The sequence below is a fragment of the Thermoclostridium caenicola genome (genome assembly GCF_900142095.1).
GTDB classification, from domain to species: Bacteria; Bacillota; Clostridia; order DSM-8532; family DSM-8532; genus Thermoclostridium_A; species Thermoclostridium_A caenicola.
Map to the genome: position 1 here is coordinate 1 of NZ_FQZP01000055.1, position 17,126 is coordinate 17,126.

Annotated in this window: 25 protein-coding genes and 2 pseudogenes; 2 read left to right on the plus strand and 25 right to left on the minus strand. The window is 46.0% G+C overall.

The genetic code is table 11. The annotated features are described in order from the left end of the window. Positions 1 to 33: 33 nt before the first annotated feature. The 3 genes from F3H12_RS11410 to F3H12_RS11420 form a co-directional block, all read right to left on the minus strand. Complete coding sequence (locus F3H12_RS11410) at positions 34 to 1,569, minus strand: AMP-dependent synthetase/ligase (protein ID WP_149679446.1); 1,536 nt, start codon at positions 1,567 to 1,569, stop codon at positions 34 to 36. Positions 1,570 to 1,719: 150 nt separating this feature from the next. Beyond that, positions 1,720 to 2,427 (minus strand): M48 family metallopeptidase, encoded by a 708-nt coding sequence (locus F3H12_RS11415; RefSeq protein WP_188118509.1) that lies wholly within the window; start codon positions 2,425 to 2,427, stop codon positions 1,720 to 1,722. Then, positions 2,390 to 2,761, minus strand: a complete 372-nt coding sequence (locus F3H12_RS11420; RefSeq protein WP_149679448.1) for a VOC family protein — start codon at positions 2,759 to 2,761, stop codon at positions 2,390 to 2,392. The genes F3H12_RS11415 and F3H12_RS11420 overlap by 38 nt, the downstream gene beginning before the upstream one ends. A 208-nt stretch (positions 2,762 to 2,969) precedes the next feature. On the opposite strand from F3H12_RS11420, the gene F3H12_RS11425 reads away from it, so the two are divergent. Further along, positions 2,970 to 3,635, plus strand: a complete 666-nt coding sequence (locus F3H12_RS11425; protein WP_149679449.1) for a thymidine kinase — start codon at positions 2,970 to 2,972, stop codon at positions 3,633 to 3,635. Here the strand turns inward: F3H12_RS11425 and F3H12_RS11430 are convergent. Next, entirely contained in the window at positions 3,608 to 4,120 is a 513-nt protein-coding gene (locus tag F3H12_RS11430) for a TraR/DksA C4-type zinc finger protein (RefSeq protein WP_149679450.1), read from the minus strand. The two genes, F3H12_RS11425 and F3H12_RS11430, sit on opposite strands and share 28 nt — an antisense overlap. Before the next feature lie 356 nt (positions 4,121 to 4,476). On the opposite strand from F3H12_RS11430, the gene F3H12_RS11435 reads away from it, so the two are divergent. Then, entirely contained in the window at positions 4,477 to 4,686 is a 210-nt protein-coding gene (locus tag F3H12_RS11435) for an alpha/beta-type small acid-soluble spore protein (protein WP_149679451.1), read from the plus strand. Between the two features lie 110 nt (positions 4,687 to 4,796). Here F3H12_RS11435 and F3H12_RS11440 read toward each other — a convergent pair whose 3' ends face one another. The 21 genes and pseudogenes from F3H12_RS11440 to F3H12_RS11530 all read right to left on the minus strand — a co-directional run bounded on the left by F3H12_RS11440 (position 4,797) and on the right by F3H12_RS11530 (position 16,930). Next, positions 4,797 to 5,534, minus strand: a complete 738-nt coding sequence (locus F3H12_RS11440; RefSeq protein WP_188118510.1) for an HAD family hydrolase — start codon at positions 5,532 to 5,534, stop codon at positions 4,797 to 4,799. Then, positions 5,506 to 5,739: a hypothetical protein gene (locus tag F3H12_RS13285; protein ID WP_188118511.1), complete on the minus strand. Its 234-nt coding sequence runs from the start codon at positions 5,737 to 5,739 to the stop codon at positions 5,506 to 5,508. The genes F3H12_RS11440 and F3H12_RS13285 overlap by 29 nt, the downstream gene beginning before the upstream one ends. A gap of 168 nt (positions 5,740 to 5,907) precedes the next feature. After that, complete coding sequence (locus F3H12_RS11445) at positions 5,908 to 6,534, minus strand: hypothetical protein (protein WP_149679453.1); 627 nt, start codon at positions 6,532 to 6,534, stop codon at positions 5,908 to 5,910. A gap of 4 nt (positions 6,535 to 6,538) precedes the next feature. Continuing rightward, positions 6,539 to 6,859 carry a VOC family protein gene (locus F3H12_RS11450; protein WP_149679454.1) on the minus strand — a complete coding sequence of 107 codons (321 nt, stop codon included), beginning with the start codon at positions 6,857 to 6,859 and terminating at the stop codon, positions 6,539 to 6,541. Positions 6,860 to 6,896: 37 nt separating this feature from the next. Next, a complete protein-coding gene (locus F3H12_RS11455; protein ID WP_149679455.1) occupies positions 6,897 to 7,364 on the minus strand; it encodes a putative signal transducing protein in 468 nt (155 codons plus the stop codon). Between the two features lie 330 nt (positions 7,365 to 7,694). Next, positions 7,695 to 8,012, minus strand: a pseudogene (locus F3H12_RS13680) (class I SAM-dependent methyltransferase); the annotation flags it as partial. A gap of 141 nt (positions 8,013 to 8,153) precedes the next feature. Continuing rightward, on the minus strand, positions 8,154 to 8,924 hold the full coding sequence (locus F3H12_RS11465; protein ID WP_149679457.1) for an aminoglycoside adenylyltransferase domain-containing protein: 771 nt from the start codon (positions 8,922 to 8,924) through the stop codon (positions 8,154 to 8,156). Positions 8,925 to 8,969: 45 nt separating this feature from the next. Beyond that, a pseudogene (locus F3H12_RS13685) lies at positions 8,970 to 9,113 on the minus strand (GNAT family N-acetyltransferase); the annotation flags it as partial. A gap of 16 nt (positions 9,114 to 9,129) precedes the next feature. Continuing rightward, positions 9,130 to 9,306 (minus strand): hypothetical protein, encoded by a 177-nt coding sequence (locus F3H12_RS13290; RefSeq protein ID WP_188118512.1) that lies wholly within the window; start codon positions 9,304 to 9,306, stop codon positions 9,130 to 9,132. A gap of 22 nt (positions 9,307 to 9,328) precedes the next feature. Beyond that, positions 9,329 to 9,829, minus strand: a complete 501-nt coding sequence (locus F3H12_RS11475) for a GNAT family N-acetyltransferase (RefSeq protein ID WP_149679458.1) — start codon at positions 9,827 to 9,829, stop codon at positions 9,329 to 9,331. Positions 9,830 to 9,877: 48 nt separating this feature from the next. Next, entirely contained in the window at positions 9,878 to 10,186 is a 309-nt protein-coding gene (locus F3H12_RS11480) for a signal peptidase II (RefSeq protein WP_149679459.1), read from the minus strand. A gap of 24 nt (positions 10,187 to 10,210) precedes the next feature. Continuing rightward, complete coding sequence (locus tag F3H12_RS11485; RefSeq protein ID WP_188118513.1) at positions 10,211 to 10,459, minus strand: hypothetical protein; 249 nt, start codon at positions 10,457 to 10,459, stop codon at positions 10,211 to 10,213. Between the two features lie 14 nt (positions 10,460 to 10,473). After that, positions 10,474 to 10,998, minus strand: a complete 525-nt coding sequence (locus F3H12_RS11490) for a GNAT family N-acetyltransferase (RefSeq protein WP_149679461.1) — start codon at positions 10,996 to 10,998, stop codon at positions 10,474 to 10,476. 267 nt (positions 10,999 to 11,265) lie between these two features. Then, positions 11,266 to 11,511 carry a hypothetical protein gene (locus tag F3H12_RS11495; RefSeq protein ID WP_149679462.1) on the minus strand — a complete coding sequence of 82 codons (246 nt, stop codon included), beginning with the start codon at positions 11,509 to 11,511 and terminating at the stop codon, positions 11,266 to 11,268. A 197-nt stretch (positions 11,512 to 11,708) separates the two neighbouring features. Beyond that, positions 11,709 to 12,164, minus strand: coding sequence for a GNAT family N-acetyltransferase (locus tag F3H12_RS11500; protein WP_149679463.1), 456 nt, complete (start codon positions 12,162 to 12,164; stop codon positions 11,709 to 11,711). Between the two features lie 13 nt (positions 12,165 to 12,177). Then, on the minus strand, positions 12,178 to 13,113 hold the full coding sequence (locus F3H12_RS11505) for an alpha/beta hydrolase family protein (protein ID WP_149679464.1): 936 nt from the start codon (positions 13,111 to 13,113) through the stop codon (positions 12,178 to 12,180). A gap of 83 nt (positions 13,114 to 13,196) precedes the next feature. Next, complete coding sequence (locus F3H12_RS11510; RefSeq protein WP_149679465.1) at positions 13,197 to 13,499, minus strand: hypothetical protein; 303 nt, start codon at positions 13,497 to 13,499, stop codon at positions 13,197 to 13,199. A gap of 126 nt (positions 13,500 to 13,625) precedes the next feature. After that, positions 13,626 to 14,573: a haloacid dehalogenase-like hydrolase gene (locus F3H12_RS11515; protein ID WP_149679466.1), complete on the minus strand. Its 948-nt coding sequence runs from the start codon at positions 14,571 to 14,573 to the stop codon at positions 13,626 to 13,628. A gap of 73 nt (positions 14,574 to 14,646) precedes the next feature. After that, positions 14,647 to 15,525 carry a prenyltransferase/squalene oxidase repeat-containing protein gene (locus F3H12_RS11520; RefSeq protein ID WP_149679467.1) on the minus strand — a complete coding sequence of 293 codons (879 nt, stop codon included), beginning with the start codon at positions 15,523 to 15,525 and terminating at the stop codon, positions 14,647 to 14,649. A 45-nt stretch (positions 15,526 to 15,570) separates the two neighbouring features. Next, entirely contained in the window at positions 15,571 to 16,335 is a 765-nt protein-coding gene (locus tag F3H12_RS13530; protein WP_149679468.1) for a hypothetical protein, read from the minus strand. A gap of 160 nt (positions 16,336 to 16,495) precedes the next feature. After that, positions 16,496 to 16,930 (minus strand): hypothetical protein, encoded by a 435-nt coding sequence (locus F3H12_RS11530; protein ID WP_149679469.1) that lies wholly within the window; start codon positions 16,928 to 16,930, stop codon positions 16,496 to 16,498. Positions 16,931 to 17,126: the final 196 nt, after the last annotated feature.

The following is a 17,126-nucleotide window of genomic DNA, read 5'->3' on the forward strand; positions in this document are numbered from 1 at the left end:
AATGAATATCCAAGAAGAATGTTTGGTTATAGGTCAGCCATAGAAATGGCGGTATGATGTATAGAATTTATTCCAGTAAGCAATGGATTTACCAATTTTTTCACGGCATTTAATATTGCAATTTATACCGTTGGTGAAAACGATCATGGATTTGACGCGGCCGGTAATGGTGAGCAGGCCTTTTTCGTCAGCAAAACCCAGGTCGCCGGTTCTGAACCATCCGTCCTGCGTGAATGCGCTTTCGGTTTCTTCCGGCGCCTCATAGTATCCCAGCATCACATTTTCACCCCGGACCAGAATCTCACCCATGCCGTTTTCGTCGGGTGAGTCGATGGTCACCTCCACATCCGTAATAGGATAGCCTATGGTTCCCGGAACATTGACGAACTCGGTGGATGTTGAAACCACGGGAGAGGTTTCAGTCAGCCCGTAGCCTTGCAGGAAGGTGATACCCAGATCCTCGTAGCCTCTGATGATTTCGCTGGGAATGGGCGCTGCTCCCGAAACAACCATGCGAAGCCTTGGGCCCAGTTTTTCAAGGATGGATCGGAACAGGACCCGCCGTACATCAATGCCCACCTTTCTCAGGAGACGGGACACCCTTGTCATGGCCTTGACCAGTCCCTCCTTTCCCGCCTTCCTGATACCATCCTGTAAACGGGCATAGATGGCTTCAAAAATAGCGGGAACAGCAACCATCACGGATACGCCGAATTCCCTGATATTGTCCGCGATATACTTGATGCCCTGACAATAGGCAATGCATACGCCCATATGCATCATGAACATCAGGCCTACCGTATTCTCGAAGGTATGGTGCAGCGGGAGCAAGGACAGATGAACATCGTCCGGATACAGCTTGAACACGCCCGATATGGAGGTCACATTTGCCGCGATATTGGCATGGGAAAGCATAACCCCCTTGGACATGCTGGTGGTTCCTGATGTGAATAGCAGGATGGACATGGCGTTTCGGTCTATCTCGGCATCGACAAAGGAACGGTTCCCCTGGGCCAGCAGGAGTTGTCCTTCCTCAAGCAGCCTGGGCAGGGTTGTAAAACGGGCATCAGTCTCATCGGATGCGATATCATCCATGCAGATGTACAGTTTCAACTGGTCATTGGCTGCAGCAATCTCGCGCATCATGTCGTGGTAAGTCCGGCTGTAGAAAATTGCTTCCACCTTGCCGCGCTTTACCAGGTTCTCGATCTCTTCCTTCGGCAGGTATTTATCCAGCGGTACACCAATCCCAGTGCCGTTGATGATGGCAAAGTAGCAGAGCCCCCATTCATAGCGGTTTTCGCTGATGATGGCAAGGCGTTTGCCTTTGAATCCTCTGGCAATCAGGGCGGTTCCCAGCCTGTCGATCTCCTGATCCAACTCAACATAGGTTTTTTCCACGATTTTGCCTTGTGTATTCTTGAACTTGAAACCTGTCCTGTTTCCGTATTCCCTGGCGCAGTTCTTTACCAGTTGCTTCAGGTCGCTGACCGGTTTGGGCTGGTAATGACCCACGCCCCTGATAATGCGCCTGCCATTCTGGGTGTATTCGGTCACATAGTTTTTCATAGCGCTCCCCCACTTCGCCATAAAATTATTACCATACTTATATGATAAGATATTATTACTTGGTCATAATTATACGCGAATTTCAGAAAAAAGTAAAGCGCCGGGCGTAAATACGCATCAGCGCTTTCTTTTCATCCTTTATACGCGAAGTTACCCATCCAGCAGGAACTGGTTCTCCTTCAGCCATTGCCTTTGAACCCGATAATCGGGCATTATGCTTTCCACAAGCAACCAAAAGTTTTTCGAATGGTTCTTGTGAACCACATGACAAAGCTCATGGACGATCACATAATCGACAGCCTCCGGAGCGGCGCGAATCAACCGCCAGGTGAAGTTCAGCGAGTCCTTCGAACTGCAGGAGCCCCATCGCCTGCGCGCCGAGGTTATCCTGAAGGCCCGGTAACCGATTCCCGTTCGGGCAGAATATGCCTTCAGCCGCTCTGAGATATATTCCCGCGCCCTTTTCCTGTACCAGCCCTCCAGGCAGGTCAGGGATTCACCCATAAGCTTTTTTGGAAACAGCATCATGCCGTTACCGAGGTGAAAGCCATCCCCATCCCAGCTCCGCAATTCATACGTTTTTCCCAGGAAATAGATGCATTCTCCTTCCCGGAATACGCTTGGCAAGGCAATCTTCCTTCTCTCAAGCGCCCGTTTCCTGTGCTTCTCGATCCACGCCCTGTTGTCCTCAACGAACTGATGAATCCATTTCAGGGACATCCTGTATGGCGCCCGTACGATGAGCCTGCCATCCGGAGATATGCTTAACTGGACGGTTCTTCGTTTTGAGCGTATGATTTCGTCGATGACGATTGGGTCATCAGTGTTTTTCGGGGATGATTTCCAGCCAGTACCCATCCGGATCCTCGATGAAGTAGATTCCCATGGCTTCATTCTCATAGCATATGCAGCCCATCTCCTGGTGAAGCGCATGCGCCTTTTCAAAATCATCGGTAACAAAGGCAATGTGGGATTCGTTATCGCCCAGGTCATAGGGACCTTCCTTATCCCTGAGCCAGGTCAGTTCGATCTGGAAGGTGTTGGTATCATCAGCCAGGAAAACAAGGATGAAGCTGCCGTCTTCAGCCTCCTTACGCCTGACTTCATGAAGCCCCAGCGCCTTCTGGTAAAAGTCTACAGAACGATTGATGTCCGTGACATTAATGTTGGCATGTACAATCCTGAATTTCATAACGACTCCTCCCGTCGTCCATAAATTTTAACGATAAGGCAATTATAGCTTACTTCAGCTTTTCGGGCAATTCAAGGTAAATATGCGCAGGATGCATTGATTGGATGATTGAATATCACACAGGGTTCTCATATAATAAAATTGTCGAAATTCATTGTATGTCATAAAAGCCGTAATACGGCCATCAATCAGGATCGGGAGAAAAACCATGGCTAAGCTCTATTTCAGATACGCGGTGATGAACGCCGGCAAATCCACCCAGCTCCTTCAGATAGCCTACGATTATGAGAAGAATAACGGCAGGAAGATCCTCTGCCTGAAACCCCATATCGATACCAAGGAAGGCGATTATATTGTCAGCCGGCTTGAAAACGGCGAAATCAGGAGAAAATGCGATTTTCTCGTTCTTCCCCATAAGGACTGGCTGTATAACCGGCTTTCGGTCGAAGCCGGGCAGTCTGCCTCACCGAGCATCGTCCTTATTGACGAAGCGCAGTTCTTAAGCCGTGATAATGTATGGGATCTGGCACGTTTTGTGACCGATTTCAACATCCCTGTCATCTGTTTCGGCCTGAAAGTGGATGCCTTTGGCAATCCCTTTGAAGGCAGCACTCACCTGTTCGCTTTGGCACAGGATGTGGAGGAAGTCACAACACGAGCCATTTGCCGTGTCAGTGATAAACCGAAAAAGGCCACCATGAACCTGCGCCTGGTCAACGGCGTTCCCGTATTCGAGGGGGATCAGGTGGCCATCGAAAACAACCAGGACATCAAATACCTGCCCGTTTGCCTGGATGTCTACATGAAGCTCAAGTACGGCAAAATGACATTGAAAAAGAATGGACGTTATTCAATATCCGTAGATGAGCCATAGTGCATGAGATCATCCAGCGCCTCGTTCCGCACGCCGTCCCGGTTCATTTCGGCAGCGTCGAGCACCTGTTCTTCAGCAGGTCTTCGCTTCATGGTCTGTTCCTTGGTGCTGATGATCTCTTCATCTTCTTTCCTGGCGCAGTCGATGCAAAGGCGTGCCTGCGGAAGCAATTCCAGCCGCCTTCTGTCGATTTCCTTGCCGCAGTTTTCACAAAGGCCATAGGTTCCTTCTTCTATTTTCCTTTCGGCGCGTTCGATGTTTTTCACCTCTTCCATCTGAAGTTTTTTCAAGGCCATGTAATGTTCTATATCAAAAAGCTCCGACGCAATTTCGGCCGGATGGTTGTCATAGCCCGACAGTTCGTCCAGGTGGAAACTGTCATACTCCCCCATGCGTAATCCTTCCATGTCTTCGATGATTTCTTCCCGGTTTTCCCGGTGCTGATCCAGCAGGAATTTATAATGGCGCATTTTATCCTTTCTCATCTGGCTCACCTGTCTCCGTCAAAATTTTCTCGCATCGAATCCCGAACACCATTAATATCTCTCAAAAGGATGATGTTATGCCTGGAATAAAAAAAGCGCATCCGTTATATGGTTGCGCTTGAGATTCAATCAATCGGAATATTCCTTTCACAGGTTGCCGTCGCCTGCGCTTTTTGATTTCTTGCCGAATCAATCCGGAGAAACGTTTCCGTATATTTGCCGGCATAAATTATGGCTGTGCGTTGAAACCTTTATGTGGGCAAAAAACCGAATGAGCATTTTTTGGAAAATATCCAAAACGTTCTACTCATAGTTTCATCCATTCCAACAATAATAAGTGGTGAGGAGGTGAAACAATGGCTACTAACAGCAAGAGCAGAACTCAGTTCCAGAACATGAAGTATGAGATTGCCAACCAGCTCGGTATTAACCTGAAGCAGGGCTACAACGGCGACATCACAGCCCGTCAGGCTGGTACCATTGGTGGTAATATTGTTAAGAAGGTATTCCAGTCCTACACCGGTAACCAGTATCCACAGGTAGACGTAACCAACCAGAATCAGTAATAATCAAACCCAAACCAGTCTTCTAAACAGCAGGGCGTAACGTCCTGCTGTTTCTTGTATATACCTTTGGACATGCGTAGATGCATCACACCGCTTGTGCGATTGCCGATTTATTGCTTTAACCTTTCCAATATTTCGATCAGCTCGCGCCATTCATGGATATGCAAATGCTCGCAGGTCGGGCGAAGCCCCTTGTATTTCCTGGTCCAGGGGTTCTCAAGGGTCAGATCCTCATACCAGACGGGAAAGATGCCTGCGCCTGCCGCACCCTCGATATCAGCAACCACATTATCACCGCAAAACCACACCTCGGACGCATCAAGTCCGGCTCTGCGGAGCGCCAGTTCAAAAAGCAAGGGGTTGGGTTTTCGGAACCCATAATCGCTGGAAGCGATGACGAATTCGAACCTGTTGTTTGGAAGAAGGCGGTTGATGCGTTCTGTCAGAACCTTGCCGGAGAAGCTGATATTGCTGATGACCGCGCTGCGAATGCCCTGCGCGTTGATGTAATCCAGCATGATATCGGCCTGCGGCATAACATCGCCATAGGAAGTATGCTCCCAGAAGATCCTTTCGGCTTCTTCCATGGATATGGACAGCTCTATCCCGAGATATTCATTGAGCATCTTCCTCAATTGCCATTCCGAAAGTTCAAAGCCCATATCCCTTGCGGCGCGGGCTTCTTCATAAATCTTGGATGAAAACGCATGGATTTCTCCGGGAGAAAGGTTGTTCCTGTTTACGGTAATATACCGGTAAAGCGCCTCTTCACCGCGCAAGGTGCTGAAACCCGGCTCATGGAGCAGGGTGTGCCCGTAATCAAACAATATCATTTTCGGAAAAACCATCTTGTACCTCCCGTTTATCATCCTGTTCTTTGTTGCCGACTTCCCACCTGTACCTCAGCTTTACTCTGGCTTTTTCCGGGTAATAGGGACAGTACGGCGAGGATTCCGTAATCCTTTCGATACCAAGAAATTCTGCACCCAATGCCTCAATGTTCTTCCTGGAAGCCACATTATCCGCATCACAGGTAATATAGACAGGATTCATCCCAAGATATCTCAATACAGGAACCAACAGCCTGCCAGGGTATTATCCAAGATACTTTGCTCCGCTTTCCATGCGCCTTTCTTTCAGTCTGATACAAGTATACATCATGATTGCTTAAATGAACCCCGACTTTCCAATTTACCACAATACCACCGCAACCCGCAGTTATCATCTGCCGTTCTCATGATGGCGGAAGTATTTATACCCAAGCATGCACACAGGCAGGAAATAAGCGCACCATATCTCCAGCACAACCGTACCGATCATGCTGTCGGTACCCCGTGTAAAGATGGGGAACAACGGCACAATCAGGCATGAGAAAAAGAACACCCCGTGTATCCTGAGCAGCCATTTGAAAATCGTGTCGCTTTTGCTTTGTGGACGTACAGCAAACGAAACCAGAAAGGTTGAAAGGCTCATGAAAGCATAGCCCAGAAGATCATAGTTGAAAAACAGGCTGCCTGTATAGCCAAAGCTGATAATGGACAATGCCTCGGTACTTAAGGTGCCGTTCAGCCTGACTGTCGTGCATTCGGCATAATATACCAGGAAGATGATGGTGGCATAAATTGCCGCGAAAATAATGCCTGCCATACCTGCCGCTCTGTACTCTTCATTGCTGTTCAATGCATATATGGCACACATAAAGAGAACAAAGCCGATAGCAATAAAGATGCTGGAAAAACAGCTGGCAAATATCGACGGATAAAACAGAGCGACAATCATGGATACGGCAAAAGCCAACACGGCAAGACCCGTAACCAGGGCTCCGATTTTCCCGACCAATCGGTTCATATGCTCATCCCCATGACGCCTTTGCATAAACTTCAATATCGTTTCCCTCGGAATCAGTAAACTCAAAAACCATATTGTCCCCAATTCTCGTCAACTCAAAGACAATTGGACAACCCAGTTCTTTAACCTTGTTGTAAGCTTCATGAATATCATCTACCTCAATGCTTGGCAGACAATTATCACCCCAGGTAACAGGATCATTGACAGCCTGGTTATTAAACAAGCAATAACGGAACCCATGAACAATAAAGATACTGAATACATCATCCCTTATCGAAACAGGCTGTTCAAAGAACTTTTCATAAAAACGAATGGCCCTGTTCATATTTTTACACAGACATACAAGGAGTTTATACGAAGCTTCATTGTACATCACCTTTTTTCAGTATACCTGTTTCTTCATCCCTCAGTTTCTCATCCTCAGGCAACTCGTTTTTCTCATCTACAACTATTTCAGCATTGCCGGCATCTTCTGAAGGCTCAGGAACTTCGCACATATTTTCGTCATTTTCTTCCTGCAAACCAGGGCTGATTAAATTCCGGGCATCCTCAAGCGATGACGCAGGCACATAAAGATCAATTCCCAGGAAGGTGTTCCCCATGATGATATTCAGGTATGCACCGCTTCCCCGGTACTTTCTCATGACGGGGATATGATATTCCCGTAGCATGGATTCCAAAAGATCGGCCTCTATTGAATCTGCAGCCGTTGTAAGATACGCTGCGTAGTCTAAAGCCTTTTCTTCTATCTCTACAAGTTCAGAACCGCAAACATCACAAGTCTTGTATCCCTTCTCATACGCTGCTTTGCACTTTGGACACCACGGCATTATAATCCTCCCTCGCGATTCTCTTCACAAGGCCATGCCAAAATACGTTACCGTACCACTTTTGTCGAATCGCATGGCGAAAGCCGTTGCATGGTAAAATCAGCGTCCGGCTCATAGCTTAAACCTTTTGCACAACGATGTTCCACTTGGTATAGGGGAACGGATTGGTCTTATAAACTCAGCCTCGGTTTCGATATAGGTGTTCACCTGTTCAGAGAGAATCAGGAACTTCCAGCCCGCGAACAACTCCCTTATGCCTGCCTCGTCAAAGTAATGGTGGGGTACGCCGGCTTCCAGACCGCTGTCGTTGATGAAAGTGCCCGGTTCTATCTAAGTGCCTTTGCCATAGCTGCCGGATTTGATTGACATCAAATTTACAAGAAAGAGTCTGTTGCTTTCCAGCCGGTCATGGATGATGCCAACAGCCTTCTTAATATTGTCTAATGTGTTATGGTGCAGGGCATCCCTGGAAAAGACGCCATGAAACTTCATCTCACCGAAAGGGTTTTCGGTCATGTCCGCAACCTCCAACCGGGCCTTCAAATGATTTTCTGCCAGCTTTCTTTGGGTGATTGCAATGCCATTTTCGGAAATATCGCTTCCGTAGACCTCATACCCAAGGGATGCCAGGAGCAGGACATGCCTTCCGGCCCCGCAGCAAAATCACAGAACCTGAGCCTTTCGCCCGGAAAAACCTCCTCAACCCTTCCTGGCAAATTTGTAGATCTCCGGCTGCGGCATAACCGCTATGTTTTTTCATCCAGAAATAATTCATTCCATGTGGCCATGTCATTCTCCCCCTTGTCCTGAGCCAACCAAACTGTATATTTCCTTCATCATAAACTGAGCAAAATCGATCAGTTCATCATGATTCCATTCCGCAATGTGCTGTTGATCCCGGTAGGCACCAACAGCGTTTTCCAATAAAGGTCGGAACTTTTCTGGCAATTGCTCAATCCCCCAAAGGCCGCCCTCCAGTTTTGACAGCACCCTGTTATGCTTCAGGTAGCATAAAACGCGGCAAAGATTGAGCGTGTAATAAACTGGACTCTTCAAAATCCCCTCCCTTGCATCCCCGATATCAGTGATAATCGAATCAATATAGCATCCTTTAGGGATATCGGCAAAAACTTCTTTAATTTGCCTGCCATACAGACATATCCCCCGATGCCTGATGACGGTCATATGGGCCGCCAAATCCTTATCGCCATCACCGCAGCAAATATAGTCTTTGTCGCGGATATAGTTCTCCCTGAGCATTTCGGAATAATGGAGTTCATATGGCGTAGGGTACTGAAAACTCTGTGCATACCGCTGCAGGATCACGCTCATCTCGATGCCTTTTTCAGGCAATCCCTGAAGCTGCAGCAGCTCATCCGCCAGAGCCCGTTTGGTTGGATTGTCTAGGGGATCTTTGACAACAACCAGAAAATCGATATCACTGCGTTCCGTAAAGCAGCCCATGGTCAAAGAACCATGCAGATAGATACCGATGAGATTATCCCTGAGTATATCGACATATCGTGAAATGACAGCATTCAGCAACCGATAGGGATCCATTGAGCAACCTCACATCTCTGCCAACCATGCCTTTCAGGCATACTGTTATTCAAGCGTGATCCAATACCTCTGAGCGATTTTGTCTCCGTTTTGCATCTCATCCTCAAGTATACCACCGTTCTTGATGATGGTCCTTGCCGATGCGACATTATCCTTGTCGCACGTGAGCAATACCTTTTTGATATTAAGCTATCGGCACCCCATTTCATGTTGTTTCATTCGTCTGCTCTCCGTAAATCCATTGCGTCATACCCGCTCCCAATTCCTCATTGGGCCTCTCATCAAAACCAAAAAGCTTGTAGCTCCAGCCGGCTGATTTCCGCAGTTTGCTGTAATCCTCCACGGAAATCGTGTGCGTGTACTCAACCTTCATACATTCCAACCATCCGATCCTTCTCTTTATTTTACCTTAACAGTTTCTGATACCGGATCTCGTATACACCAAACTTATTAAGATACTTCCTGGTTCCATCGAAGACATAGCCCATTTTTTCGTAAAAGCTCCTGCCGATGGCGTTGTTTTCCAACACCCACAGGACAACTTCTTTATACCCAGCTTCCAGTGCCCTTTGCTCACAATACTGCATCAGCCTGGAGCCTATGCCCTGCCTGACCATGAACGGATCCACATACAGCCCCCATAACTCAAAAGATGAAGGCTTATCGGAATCCCTGCACGGGCCAATGATCATAAACGCTTTTACGATGTGGTTTTCCTCGAATACGTAGATATCATCCTTACGTTCCTCCATGGCCCTGGTAAACGCGTCAATCCTTTTGGGAACGAGCATATCCTTAAAAAGAAATTCATCCGATATAATCTGCCGATAGGCAAAACGCCATCCCGTAACATGGATTTCCGCAATGCGGATTACATCCTCAATTGAAGCCTTCCTGACCATCATTCCCTGCTACTCCTTCGAATGTCACAAGCTTTCATGCCCTCACTCCATTCATTCATACTCATGTCCCTGCCCAGGAATCTTTTGTACTTTTTCACGGCATACGTTCGTATAAACATATCTGGCAAAATCCCTGGCTTCCTGCCTGAGTTTTACCTGATGCCATGCCTCCCGATACTTTATAGCCAAAACAACCAGTAATACTTCGCACGTTGTGAGATAAACATCTTTCAGATCAAAAGTGAAAAAGCCTTTCAGATAAATATAATCCAGACTGCCGGGCCAGAAGATCTTGTCAATCAGTGAGCAAAGCGCACCGGCGATAAAAAAGATGAATATGGCATCAGCGCCCTTGCCCACAGCGTATTTGCCTTTGCAATATTGTTAGATCAGAACCACAATCACCACGAGAAAAGCGTTGAGCAATAAATGCGGGATAAAGCCAATCCCCAGGTTCAGTGATGAGTTCACCCAGGACAGGGCAGTATTATGCACGGGAGAAAATTGAAGCATATCTCCAACAAGACCAAAGCACCGATCAAAAAACCATCTGGAAATGATGATCTTAACGGCCTGATCAATCATGACTAATAAACTTATCAAAAGGACAGGCGCTAGACGGTTTTTCTGCAACGCCATCCTCCTTCTTATAATTGAATCCAATACCTTTGTATGATATCCGGGCCATCCACGCCTTCCGAAGCCAACACGCCGCCATGCTTTTGGATAATCTTTGCTGAAGGAGAATTATCCTTTTTGCAGGTTATCAGTACCTTTTCCAGCCCCATTTCCCTGCAGCGTTCCAATGCCAGGGTCAGCATGCGGGTTCCATAACCCTTTCCTCTTTCAGAAGGCCGTATATAGTAGGAAATGTGCCCTCCTCTGAACATCAGGGCTTCATTCAACCAGTGCCGAATGTTGACCGTGCCGATAATCCTGTTCTTGTCCTCAATCAACCAGTAAGTGCTGCCAGGAACCCAGTTGTCCGGAAGCCCTTTCCCAAGATGAAAATCCGTCAGTTTTTCAATGTCTGCTTCAACGGTATGAGTATCAGAAAGCGGAATCATAGCGTCAAAGTTCGTCGCAATGATGTCGTCACGACATTCCGCAATAAACGCCAGGTATGCCTCTTTTAATGCTATGTTTGCCAAAACCAATTCCAGGCTGGACATCTTTTAGCCTCATTTCTCAATGCGTATCGCGCATCTGCTGCAGTATGCCGTCTTTCAGGCCCCTGTAAAAACTTTCATTGAGCTTAGGCCGTTTCCTGATTTTATTGGATAATATTATAGCTTCTTTCGGGCAATGATGCACGCATTTAAAGCAAAACTCGCAATTCTCCCCTTCATGCTTCGGATACCCGTCTGATGTAACCCAGCACTTTCTGATGCAGTTATCAATACATTTATTGCATTTGACACAAAAATTCTTTATGACGCTCAGCGTGATTCTTTGTATCCATAGAGAAATCCTCCGCCATGGATATCGATGATTAACGGCAATTTACCGGCAGCATTTTCAGGATAATAGATATCCAAAAGATGTCCTCTGTGCCCATCGTCGACATATGGAATACCAGAAAATTCCTTTATGCCATCAGGGATTTCTTGCTTTGCCAGAGTTTTTAAATCTCTCTTTTCCCATCTTTTAAGCATTTTATAAACCAGAAATTGCTTTATACTCATTCTTGATTTGCTCCATGATATCGTCTAATCCTTATTCCCATACTCTTTCTGCCATATGCTATAAAAGATGCCGCATTAAGTGCAGCTGTAACAACGCTCAGGATTGCAGCAGCCAATGCCAAAGCATCCGAAGTATCCATAAGGGCTACCCAGTTCTCTTTCTTTACCTAATGATTGGTATAAAAAACCTGCATGCATTATGTTATTTCATATCTTAATCTTGGTATTCTGCGGCCTTCCCTCAACAGCGATTCTACCTCACCGACCACTACGGCACCCATTCGCTCATAAAACCCTTTGGCCTGTGGGCTTGTCACAAGTGAAAATGATTTAACACCAGCCTCCCGGCAGTAATCGATTAAACGTTCCCACATTTTCTTACCGTAGCCTTTTCCAATAAAACGAGGATCAATATAAAAGTACTCGAGCTCTGTCCCCTCATGGGTCTCAATCAGCGCATAAAAGCCAATGACATGGCTTCCCTCAACCAGGATAAAAGTTGGATTGGAACAGATAAAATCTTCCGTAATCCTGTAAACCTCTTTAAATCTTTCCATGAACTTTTCATCATAGCCCCAATAGGCTTCAGATTCGCAGGCTATTCTGTTCAGCTCATCCACATCGTGTTTTCTGGCGGCGCGTATATGGCACATCATTTTACCCCCTCTAAGAGATGCGACTGGCGGTTTCTGCGAGCCAATCAAGGATATGCTTAAATCTTTCTTCAGTTAATGCATGCCCTCCCTGGTATCTCAGGTGAACCAGTTTATCTGCAGCATGATACTGATCAAATACCGGCCTGGCCTCCGATACAATTTCATCCGCATCTGATGAATACTTATCCTCTGTTGCCGAAACCAACAAGATCGGACGTGGCGCCATGCATTTAACCAAATCCGTAATGTCATACTTCTGATAAAAGCCTGGAATGACCTCCGCCATCTCTATTCCGGTTCCTGCTTGCATTTTTCGCTTATATGTACAGGCAGCTCCGCTTGAACAACCAAAAGCGATTTCCTCGTTCAAGGCCATCTGGAAAAGAACCGTATTTCCGCCGTATGAATGGCCCAAAACCCCGATCCGGTGTTTGTCAGCCTTCGGATGTTGTTTTAACAGGCTAAACCCAATATTGGCATCATCTATGACTTTTTTCATCAATGAGCTTCCCTTTACGATACGGTAGCACATTTCATTGAAATGGTACATAAAGTCATTTTTTTCGTCCGGAACGATGCCTTTCATATGCGGCCTTCTGTCTTCAAAACATATGGAGTCCGGGGCTAGCACCATAAAGCCTCTTTTAACCAATTCCACTCCAAAGGCCTGAAGAGGATTGCCCGCAAGGCCGCAAACCTCGCTTTTGCCCAAATGCCTTTCCCCATTATGCTGATGATGGACCAAGACTGCCGGGAACGGACCTTCTCCTTCCGGCACCAGCAAATACGCCGGGATATCATCATCCTCGCTGCCCGGGTAGCAGATTAAAAGCCTTGTATACCCATCACACGCCTGTTCATCCATCACGCAGAAATCCGGTACATCCCATTCTGGTTTTATCCCTATAAATGCCCGGATTTGCTCCCTCAATGCCTCTTTTTCCATACCGTATCCTCCTCACCTGATTCTTCAGCCTCAGATGGTTGCGGTTTCTCTGGAATGTTTTCAAAAGGCATCCTTAATCCGTCTTATTCATTACCTTTCTTGTCTTGCTCACGCACATAATCCCAATACTCGGGCGGTGTTTTTCCCTTTTCAACCACATTCAGTTCGCCGATCTGGGCAATAGCCTTAATTTTGTCGTTAATAAACTGCTGGAAGCAGTTCGGCACATGATCCTTGTAATATCTGTGCAAGGCCACACATTCCCGGCATTTGCCATGCCACTCGCATTTTACTTTGGGACAAGTGCATTTGAGGTTTTCAGGATCCTTCAGGAGCTCCCTGTTGACAAGTACAACTTCTCGATAAAACTCTTCCTTTGACCACATATTACTTCCTCCATCCTATTTATTTGCAAGAAATTTTGCCATGAACTGAATCAGTGCGTTCACAAAGGCGTTCTGTATTAATCCAAAACGGCTCCTGAATCAACCTCATGCCCTATTTTTTTTGCTTTAAAGATGCCTTGGCGCTTTGGAAGCGCTTTTTGATATTTGCTCCCTTTTTTTCTCATAGATGCGGTCAGCGATGCATAACACCTGGTTCTTCAGCCACAGATAGGTTGTGGTATCTTTGGAATAATCCGCTTCTCCCAACATATCGATTCTTCCATCGGCAATGAGCTGGTTAACCTGTTTGAAAGCTTCCTGGTCCCCTTTGGGGTATACCGCAAAAGTTTTGCCGCCGTTTGATTTTATCACTGAGAAGGCGGGTACATCGCTTGGCCCGTCAGCGATATAGATCATGTTCTCAAAGGGCACTCTCCTGTTTTCCGGCGCAATCCTGGAATTCACGTCGATTTCTTCAAAAAGGTTTGAGCCTTTATTGATCTCAAATATTGCACGCGTCTTGGATGTGTTGTCAATGGCATAAGCTATCTGCGAAATGACGCTTTCGCAGGGCTCTGCATCTTTTTCATATTCCCGTATTTCCAAAGCTGATTTAATGGGCTTCTCAATAAATTCACAACCCCATATTCCCCTAACATAATCATTTACGATGGAACCTCTTATAACCTCTGCCAGGCCTGTGCTGACAATATAATGCTCCACAGCAATATTGAAGGGCTTATACTTTTCATTTTTTGAGACGGCTTCTTCCAGTTCTCTGAAAATCTCAGGAACACCGGGATAAAAATTCAACCGGCTTCCGAACTCGCGCAGCCTGGCATTATTCAGCCCGGGAAAAATCCCCTGCTGAACACAGGTTATGAAATGGTTCAGGTATATCGTATCTCTATTTACCCGAATCCCTTGTTTTCTGTATTCCATTGGCAGGCTGTTGACTTCCTGCCAAAATGCGTTTTCATCAACATGGTATGCTTCAAAAATGGGCTTTTGCATATAGCCATCTATCAAGGTTTTATCAAAATCCCATATAATCGCGATAACGTTCTGATCCATAACAGGCCTCCCTGCTCGCCGGTGAAGCTGGTAAAACGATAGTAAACTTATGCTATATTATACCATCCCTGCATCAGGATTGAATGCCGTATTGCTCAGCACCCAGGCGCTCAAACAGCCTGGATATCCTGTAGGTACAGTCTTTTTTCCTCGTCTCCTCAAGCCGCCATGAATCAGACAATGGAAAATACATGCCATCCTTCGAAGCGGAGCCCATATCCCATGTACCATCCGGTTCACTGTTGCGAAGAAGCCAATCTGCAACATACTTCAGCTTTGCCTTGCATCTGGGGTTTTTGTATTCCGAAAGAAGCTCAATAGCTCCGATAAACCTGCTGGCCTGCTTCGATTTGAATACCTCCGGCGTGTTCAGCAAGCAATGTTCATAGATGTAATAGATTCCTGTATCATGGCTGAGGATGTAATCGAACAATGCCTCTTCCAAAGGTGCTTCGAGGAAATCGGCGAGCAATGAAACGGTGTAAAAGGAAACAAAGTCGACAAATCTTCCCCCTCGGGGCGCTTTTTTGAATACCTGTTTATAAGCCTTGACGTAACGGTCGTGGTGATATGTGCCGTCTGAAAACGCATTGCTTATAACCTCAGCCCATCGCTCCGCTGTGCGGTTTGCCAAGGGATCATCTGATGTGAATCGACGAATCCATGTTGAAAGCATCAATGAAGTAAAGAGGTCCCAATCATGCAGCTTTTCCCTTCTGTCAGGTATTTGCCTCTCTCCTGCAAGGCAGCTGTGCATATAGGATACGGCTTTTTGGATGGGCTCGTCATCCATGGTAAATCCCAGGATCTGAAGGCGTCTTAATGCCTGTTCGGTTGTTATTGATGAACACTTGAAATTACAGCTCAGGGAATGAAAAAAACCCCAGCTTCCATCACTGTTTTGAAGTGAGATGATGACTTCTGCCCATCTGGATTCTTTCAGCGTTTTCATTTATGTACCTTCCAAATACTTATTTATAATGTACTGCAGTACCTATTACCACTCATTAACCGCATACAGTATGGCCAGGCGGATTTGTGTCAAAAGTTCACCTGATAATCTCTCATATTCATTATCCAAGCCTTTTTCGTGTGCCATATAGGGCGGGCTGTCATTCCAGGAACCCATTCCGCCAAAAACATCCGCAATGCATGCAGCCTCAAAAAGTCGCCTGTTTTTCTCCGGGATTTGCGGCAAGACGGGATTCTTTATCGTATCCCGATCGCCTTCCAAAACAGAAAAAGCTTTTTGAAATATCCCGGCAAAACCATCACACGCAATCATCCGGGCAAGCTTTTCTATTTCGGTCAAAACAGCTTTAAAATCATTTGAATTATCCGTAAAGCGCGGTTTGTCTTTCGGTAGGTCTTTCCATTCATATTCCGTATAGAGCACGTGCCATACTTTTTGGGCTGAATCAAATTCCCATCTGGGAGTAAAGCAGCCTGGCGATCTGTTTTTGAAAAAACAGACCAGCAAGCTTCGTGACATGTTGGAAAAGCCTAAGAGATTACGATCTTTTACCGAAACAGGAACATACAGCATGACATCCTGCAATCCTCTTTTGAGGCATTGCTCAAACCAGCTTCCTACGTTATCCGCTTTAGGCGCCGACTCATGGAACAGTTTCTTTTCCGGCAGGAACTGAAACTCTATTCTTTTTATGTATTTGTCGGGAACATAAGAAATAGTGCTCCCCTCTTTAAGGGCCTTCTTTGCCGCTAAAGCAAGACAACAGATCTGGTATAGTTCGCCGTTCATAACTCTTTCAAACCTTTCACATTAATCATGCAGCTCACATTCAAGAACTGTGACGGCTTTCCCCATGATGAACACCCTTTCGTCCGCCACAAATTTCCCCGGCAATAAACCCCAACAACACTGCCGTTTTCCTCAGCAACCCGAACTTTTCGTTCAAGCATCAATCCTCATATTTCTCCAGTACAAGAAAAGGTTCATCTTCTGCAACGAAATCCATAACGTCCGCATATGAATGATAAAAATAAAGCTTGTCATCAATGTGTTCAAATGCATAATTCTCTTCAGGTCCATCTTCAACGGTTATCATATTCATATCCGAAAACATGCACAGTCTGAAACTGTATCTGAATGTTCTGTCCGGCCATACAGCGGTGCAGTTTTCAGTGAATGTATAAATGTTGCCATCTTCATCCTGATATTTGCCGCAAAGAAGATACCGATTAATATATTCATCCTCTGAGCAATCAATCTTGTGAAAAATCACACCCATCTCGTTCACATCAACAATACCATTTTTATTGATGTTTACAGTCAGATAATCATCATCTTCGTTGATTTTAAGCGTTACACCTGTTGCTTTCCTCTCGAGAATCATTCTTTCTATCCATCCAGGCACGCCGCCATTATACCAGTATTCATCCCACCGATAGGTACCATACTCATCATCATAAGAGAACACAATTGTGGATGGGGAATAGTCAAGTCCAAATTTGTGTGTAAAATACCTCGGTCATCAAAGCAGTAGCTAATCAAACAATAGTCTAAGCGTTTATGCCGCGAAAGCTGTTGAC